Below are 6,588 nucleotides of genomic sequence, written 5' to 3' on the forward strand. Positions count from 1 at the left end.
AATTAGATTCTTTATGCATGATAGCCATAAAATACTCAGTTTTAAGAAGTGAGTATTTTATGACCAATATTAAATGGAATAAAAAGTATAAAAAAGCAATCAAAACGTAGCAATTAAGTTTCTTGATGAGGACTGTCTATATCGCTGTCATTAATTTCTTCTGTCAACAATTCTTCCTGATTTTCTTCTAATATTTCTTCTTTAATATTATATATTTCTTCAACAGAAGTAAGAGTTTCACCTTCTGCTTGGCGTTGTGCTTCACTCGTGGAACGCGCAACGTTAATAACCACAGAAATTTGAACTTCAGGATGGAGGTTAAGGGTAATCGTATGAAGACCGATCATTTTTATTGGATGATTAAGTTCAATTTGATTTCGCTCAATAGAGAATCCTTCATCTGTTATGATTTCAGCAATATCACGTGTTGACACAGATCCATAAAGTTGTCCTGTTTCACCAGCAGAACGCACAGCAATAAATGATTGACCATCAAGTTTTTCAGCAATTTTTTGCGCTTCGCCTTTACGTTCAAGGTTACGTGCTTCAAGTTGTGCGCGTTGTATCTCAAAATGTTTTTTATTAGCTTCATTTGCGCGTAAAGCTTTACCTTGAGGTAAGAGAAAATTACGTGCATAACCATCTTTCACTGAGACAATATCACCCATCTGACCAAGACGAGGAATGCGCTCAAGTAGAATAATATCCATAGTCTTTCCTTTCGAACAAATAAATTTAGGGAAGTTTTTTACGTGATTGAATGTTGTATTGAATAGCAGCCCAAATACCCATCAAAAACATCATGAAAGAGATAGGTGGGGAAAAAACGATAGTTAAAATAGCAATATAAACAAGGGAAAGTATAATAATCCGACCGTTTACCCCTTTTGTGATATTGTGAAGATACGCTAGACCGCTAATTGATATAATAACAATATAGGCAGAGCTAAAGACATATGTCCCCAAATTAAGGGAAGTGCTTAATTCAATCATTGACGCGATGGAAACAACAATGAAAATGACAATTCCAGAAATTGGAAGGCGAAGCGTTTTGCTCCAATCATCGCGAGGTCTTTTTAGCCACTTCATATATTGGGCTGTTATCATTGAAAAATAAAGATTACCAATGAGAAAAATCAAACTATAAACTGTCAGAGCAATAGCGGCTAAGGTTGCAGCATGTGCCATTAAAAAATCACTAACAGCAAGGATATTAGCTTCTTTTAATGACTGCGATTGTTGTAGGGTTTGTACGATATTTTCAGTGATTTTTTTTGCAATGAGAGGGGTGTCTGGACGAGCTTTTACGTAGAGTCCAATGAAGGTTACTATCAGAGCAATAAAGTTGGTTAAATGAAAAATAACGGATGATAATGGGTACCATATCAGTGTGTTTTCTTTTTGCGCTGGTCGTGCAAGTCCAAGAAGCCAAGAGGCATAAACAGCAGGAAGAAAAGATAACAACATAAGACCAAGAGCAATATAGATATCAGCGGTTACAACAAGAACAACAGTAGCACTTATTAAGGCAACAAAGCTGGCAAATGTTCCTTGACCGAAAGCAACAATAAAAATTGGTAATGAAAGAAAGCAGCCAAGAAGAAGAGAAAAAGAGGGTGCTATATTGGCAATACTGATGATTGCCATGTCTATCACAACAGCAAATAATCCTGCCACAACACCGGTTAATATCTCATAAGTACGATTTTTTTTCATTGCTGTCCTGCTTTCTGCAGTTAGAGGCATATCAATCCCTCAACTTTTATATTTAAGTGCTTAACATAGGATACAATAAGCTATTTCTCTAAACCATATAAGCAAAGCAACTGGGAGATTCCCCAGTTGCAAGAGTGTACTGATCATTTACTTTATAACATATGGAAGTAAGCCTAAAAAGCGAGCGCGTTTTATAGCGTTAGCTAATTCACGCTGTTTTTTCTGACTGACAGCTGTAATTCGTGAAGGAACAATTTTCCCACGTTCAGAAATATAACGTTGTAACAATTTTATATCTTTATAATCAATTCTGGGAGCATTAGCTCCTGAAAAAGGACATGTTTTGCGACGACGATGAAAAGGGCGACGTGCAGAGTTTTGATTCGTATCAGTCATCATTCTACCCCTTCTATAGCATTTTCACGTTGACGACGTGGGGAACGAGAGCGCTCTTCATCCTGACCAATATGTGTATTGCGATCAAGGTGTGAAAGCATCGCAGATTTTTCTTTTTCGTGTTTTTCTACACGAATGGTCATATAGCGCAAAATATCTTCATTGATTCGCATTTGACGTTCCATTTCAGCAATTGCTGCAGCTGGTGCATCAATATTGACCAATACATAATAAGCCTTACGGTTTTTACGAATACGATAAGCAAGAGGACGAAGTCCCCAATTTTCTATACGCCCAACCTTTCCACCGTGCGTTTCAATGACACCTTTGTAAAGGCTTAAAAGTTCATCAACCTGCTGCGGCGCAATGTCTTGTCGGGCAAGGAACATATGTTCATAAAGAGCCATTGTTTTGCCTTTCTTCAATTTAAATTTTACCGGTTTTAGCGCAAAGCCTCTGCGACTTGTCTTTTTGGGAAATCCAAAGAAGAAAGGACGCGTTTACAACTCGAGACATCTCAGAGCGGAGACACGGGAGGCCGGAAACATTGTATTTCCTACTGATTTTACAGCCCTCCGTTCAACCTCCAGCTAAAGTGCCGGCAACAAACATCTCACATTTACAGGTTATCTTTTAAAATAGCAAGTTTACGCACATAAAAAAATGGATTTATTAAATCTTGATATATTTTCAATATATTTTCCTCTTCTACAAAGAGATAGCACTGTAACGTACAGATAAAGGAGAGAAAAATGGATTTTTTAAACCAGATTGATGTTACGCTCTTTAAGATGCTTGTCGGCAACCATCAGTCTTGGTCTATTTTTGTTTTGTTGAGTATTTTTTGCGCAAAATTTTTAATTTACATTATTCCTCTTCATCTTTGTGTGTTGTGGTTTTGTGGTGGAGAAAAGGAGCGATGTGTCGTATTAAGCATTTGTATAAGCACTTGTATTGCTCTTTTCATAGGTTATCTCATTTCCCTTTTTTATTTTCATCCACGGCCATTTGTTGTAGGGTTGACGATACCGCTGATTAAACATCGTGCAACAGCTTCTTTTCCAAGTAATCATGCCTTGACCATTGCATCTTATACAGCGAGCTTTTATTTTTACCAATACAAAGGTACTGTCAGATTTGCTGTGGTATTTTTATGCTTGATTTGTTGGGCACGCATTTTTGTGGGTGTTCATTATCCCTTTGATATTTTAGCAGGTATAATTTTAGGAAGTCTCATAAGTCTGAGTGTTATTCAGTTTATAGCACCATATTTTCCTAAGTTTTTATATCAAATCCCGCCCTTAAAATATAATTTTAAGAGAGGTATTCGTTCTAAATAAAAGACTTTGTCTTGATTTATGTGGATGAATAAGGTCAAAAGAAAGTCATTTAATGGCACAATTTAGGAGTTGATTAATGGGTGCAGCTTTTATTTTTCCAGGGCAGGGGAGTCAAATTGTTGGAATGGGGAAGGCACTTACAGAACAATTTGTTGCAGCGCGAATGGTTTTCGAGGAAGTTGATGATGCTTTGGGTGAAAAATTATCAGAGATCATTTTTGAAGGACCCGCTGATGTTTTAATGTTAACAGCTAATGCACAACCAGCATTAATGACCGTATCCATGGCTGTCATTCGTGTGATGGAACATCTAGGGTTTCATATAGAAGAAAAGGTAAAGTTTGTTGCTGGTCATTCTTTAGGCGAATATTCGGCTCTTTGTGCGGTTGGTACATTGAGTCTCACAGATACGGCAAGACTTTTGCGCATTCGTGGCAATGCCATGCAAGCTGCTGTTGCGGTTGGTGAAGGTTCTATGGCAGCACTTATTGGTTTGGAAGAGCACGTTGTGGAAGAAATTTGCAAAACCGTTTCTGAAGAAGGACTATGCCAGATTGCCAATGATAATGGTGGTGGGCAAATTGTTATTTCAGGTGAAGCAAAAGCCGTTGAGGCAGCGGTAGAGATTGCATCAACAAAAGGTGCAAAACGCGCACTTTTGCTTCCAGTTTCTGCACCTTTTCATTCGTCTTTAATGCAACCTGCTGCTGATGCCATGAAGAAAGCACTTTTGACTGTTAACAAAACGGCACCTATTGTTCCTTTGATTGCCAATGTTTCTGTTGCACCAGAGAGTGATCCTGAGCATATCGCTGCTCTTCTTGTTCAACAAGTGACTGGGAGAGTGCGATGGCGTGAAACAATAGAATGGATTGGCGCTAATGGGGTTGATACGCTTTTTGAAGTTGGTTCTGGAAAAGTATTAACAGGTTTAACGCGTCGTATTAACAAGGATATAAAGGGGGTAACAATTGGAACCGTTGATGAAATAGAATCAGCGCTAGGGATGCTTGGCGTTTAATCTATAAGGAGTAAAAAAAATGTTTAGATTAACAGGACGTAAGGCTCTTGTAACGGGGGCATCGGGAGGAATTGGTGAGGCCATTGCACGTTGTTTCCATGCACAAGGAGCCATTGTTGGACTTCATGGAACACGTGAAGATAAGCTTAAAGAAGTGGCAGCAGAATTAGAACAGAATGTTTTTGTCTTTCCCGCTAATCTTTCTGAACGTCAATCGATTAAACAATTGGCTGAAGTTGCAGAAAAAGAAATGGATGGTGTTGATATTTTGGTCAATAATGCGGGAATCACCAAGGATGGTCTTTTTGTGCGGATGCAAGATAAAGACTGGGATGATGTTTTAGAAGTTAATCTAACAGCAGCTTCCCTTTTGACGCGTGAATTAACACATTCTATGATGCGTCGTCGTTATGGAAGAATTATTAATATTACATCTGTTGTTGGTGTTGTAGGAAATCCTGGACAAACGAATTATTGTGCTGCAAAAGCGGGTTTGATCGGTTTTTCTAAAGCATTGGCACAAGAAATTGCTTCACGAAATATCACTGTCAATTGTATTGCTCCAGGATTTATTAAATCTGCCATGACAGATAAGCTTAATGAAAAACAAAAAGAAGCCATTATGGCTGCAATTCCAATGAAGCGTATGGGGAGTGGGCAAGAAATAGCTGCTGCTGCTGTATATTTAGCGAGCGATGAAGCGGCCTATATGACAGGACAAACACTCCATATTAACGGTGGAATGGCAATGATTTAAGTATTTTCTTGTATTCCACATTGATTTATAAGCGGTATTATTTTAGATAATAACGATTGATATGAAAAGATACACTATTTCTTTAACATGGTCGTTGATCAATTGATATAGGAATGTCAAATTGGTTCATTTTGCAGGGGATATCCACAGGATGCTTTAAATCATTGCTAAAATCTTTTAAAAGAATGCATCTATTGCTTGATTAGATGAGCCGATATAGTTAACCAAATTATAGGAAAATATAAATTCGAGGATTTCAACATGAGTGATACAGTAGAGCGCGTTAAGAAAATTATTGTGGAACATCTTGGGGTTAATGCTGATAAAGTCGTAGAAAATGCGAGCTTTATCGATGATCTAGGAGCTGATAGTCTTGATACGGTTGAACTCGTTATGGCTTTTGAAGAAGAATTTGGTGTAGAAATTCCAGATGAAGCTGCTGAAACGATTTTCACAGTTGGTGATGCAGTTAAGTTCATTGATAAGGCTTCTGCATGATTACTTAAAGGGCAAAGGCATTTATTACTTTTGCCTGTATTCTTCGGAGCTCTTTTGAAAAGAGAATTTTGAAAGCTAAGGTCTAGTTCAAGGTTAGAAGTTATGAGACGTGTTGTTGTTACTGGTTTAGGATTGGTGTCTCCATTGGCTGGTAATATAGAATATAGTTGGAAACGACTTCTTGAAGGAAGGAGTGGCGTTCGGCGAATTACTGAATTTGATGTGTCCGATTTGCCATGCCAGATTGCAGCACGTATCCCCTTAGGGGATGGAACAGAGGGAACCTATAATGCTGATTTGTATATGGAGCCTAAAGAGCAACGTAAAGTTGATGCATTTATTGTTTATGCAATGGCTGCTGCTAACCAAGCGCTTGCAGATGCTGAATGGTTTCCTAAGAGTGATGAAGATCAGATTTATACAGGGGTGTTAATTGGTTCGGGGATTGGAGGGATTGAGGGCATTGTTGAAGCTGGTTATACGCTTCGGGATAAAGGTCCGCGCCGTGTTTCTCCTTTTTTTATTCCAGGTCGTTTGATTAATCTTGCTTCTGGTTATGTGTCTATTCAATATGGTTTACGGGGGCCTAATCATTCGGTTGTGACAGCTTGTTCGACAGGGGCCCATGCGATCGGTGATGCAGCACGTTTGATTATGTTCGGTGATGCAGATGTCATGGTGGCTGGAGGAACAGAGTCTCCGATAAATCGGATATCTCTTGCGGGATTTTCTGCTTGTAGAGCTCTTTCTACTTGTCGCAATGATGATCCTGAACGAGCCTCACGTCCTTATGATGCTGATCGTGATGGTTTTGTGATGGGGGAGGGAGCAGCAGTTGTTGTTTTAGAAGAGCTAGAACA

9 protein-coding genes are annotated in these 6,588 nt (G+C 38.7%); 5 read left to right on the top strand and 4 right to left on the bottom strand.

The window, feature by feature from the left end; translation table 11 throughout:
* Nucleotides 1-113: 113 nt before the first annotated feature.
* From rplI to rpsF, 4 genes are all read right to left on the bottom strand, one after another.
* Complete coding sequence (rplI, locus tag BN338_RS05570) at nt 114-710, bottom strand: 50S ribosomal protein L9 (protein WP_039759860.1); 597 nt, start codon at nt 708-710, stop codon at nt 114-116.
* Nucleotides 711-735: 25 nt separating this feature from the next.
* Nucleotides 736-1,716, bottom strand: a complete 981-nt coding sequence (locus BN338_RS05575; RefSeq protein WP_039760135.1) for a hypothetical protein — start codon at nt 1,714-1,716, stop codon at nt 736-738.
* A gap of 147 nt (nt 1,717-1,863) precedes the next feature.
* Complete coding sequence (gene rpsR / locus BN338_RS05580) at nt 1,864-2,112, bottom strand: 30S ribosomal protein S18 (protein WP_039759862.1); 249 nt, start codon at nt 2,110-2,112, stop codon at nt 1,864-1,866.
* Complete coding sequence (gene rpsF / locus BN338_RS05585; protein WP_039759864.1) at nt 2,112-2,519, bottom strand: 30S ribosomal protein S6; 408 nt, start codon at nt 2,517-2,519, stop codon at nt 2,112-2,114. The genes rpsR and rpsF overlap by 1 nt, the downstream gene beginning before the upstream one ends.
* Nucleotides 2,520-2,864: 345 nt before the next feature.
* On the opposite strand from rpsF, the gene BN338_RS05590 reads away from it, so the two are divergent.
* The 5 genes from BN338_RS05590 to BN338_RS05610 all read left to right on the top strand — a co-directional run.
* A complete protein-coding gene (locus tag BN338_RS05590; RefSeq protein ID WP_039759866.1) occupies nt 2,865-3,452 on the top strand; it encodes an undecaprenyl-diphosphatase in 588 nt (195 codons plus the stop codon).
* Between the two features lie 76 nt (nt 3,453-3,528).
* Nucleotides 3,529-4,473: an ACP S-malonyltransferase gene (fabD, locus tag BN338_RS05595; RefSeq protein ID WP_039759869.1), complete on the top strand. Its 945-nt coding sequence runs from the start codon at nt 3,529-3,531 to the stop codon at nt 4,471-4,473.
* Nucleotides 4,474-4,492: 19 nt separating this feature from the next.
* Nucleotides 4,493-5,230 (top strand): 3-oxoacyl-[acyl-carrier-protein] reductase, encoded by a 738-nt coding sequence (fabG, locus tag BN338_RS05600; protein ID WP_039759871.1) that lies wholly within the window; start codon nt 4,493-4,495, stop codon nt 5,228-5,230.
* 261 nt (nt 5,231-5,491) lie between these two features.
* Nucleotides 5,492-5,728, top strand: a complete 237-nt coding sequence (locus tag BN338_RS05605) for an acyl carrier protein (protein WP_004860281.1) — start codon at nt 5,492-5,494, stop codon at nt 5,726-5,728.
* 102 nt (nt 5,729-5,830) lie between these two features.
* The coding region (locus BN338_RS05610) for a beta-ketoacyl synthase N-terminal-like domain-containing protein (RefSeq protein WP_039759883.1) at nt 5,831-6,588 on the top strand (758 nt) is incomplete at its 3' end.

Source organism: Bartonella queenslandensis AUST/NH15 (assembly GCF_000312585.1).
GTDB lineage: Bacteria > Pseudomonadota > Alphaproteobacteria > Rhizobiales > Rhizobiaceae > Bartonella > Bartonella queenslandensis_A.

What these genes read in the sequence shown, in the direction of transcription:
- rplI (WP_039759860.1), bottom strand. Translation starts at nt 710, where the DNA reads ATGGATATTATTCTACTTGAGCGCATTCCTCGTCTTGGTCAGATGGGT.
- BN338_RS05575 (WP_039760135.1), bottom strand. Translation starts at nt 1,716, where the DNA reads ATGAAAAAAAATCGTACTTATGAGATATTAACCGGTGTTGTGGCAGGA.
- rpsR (WP_039759862.1), bottom strand. Translation starts at nt 2,112, where the DNA reads ATGACTGATACGAATCAAAACTCTGCACGTCGCCCTTTTCATCGTCGT.
- rpsF (WP_039759864.1), bottom strand. Translation starts at nt 2,519, where the DNA reads ATGGCTCTTTATGAACATATGTTCCTTGCCCGACAAGACATTGCGCCG.
- BN338_RS05590 (WP_039759866.1), top strand. Translation starts at nt 2,865, where the DNA reads ATGGATTTTTTAAACCAGATTGATGTTACGCTCTTTAAGATGCTTGTC.
- fabD (WP_039759869.1), top strand. Translation starts at nt 3,529, where the DNA reads ATGGGTGCAGCTTTTATTTTTCCAGGGCAGGGGAGTCAAATTGTTGGA.
- fabG (WP_039759871.1), top strand. Translation starts at nt 4,493, where the DNA reads ATGTTTAGATTAACAGGACGTAAGGCTCTTGTAACGGGGGCATCGGGA.
- BN338_RS05605 (WP_004860281.1), top strand. Translation starts at nt 5,492, where the DNA reads ATGAGTGATACAGTAGAGCGCGTTAAGAAAATTATTGTGGAACATCTT.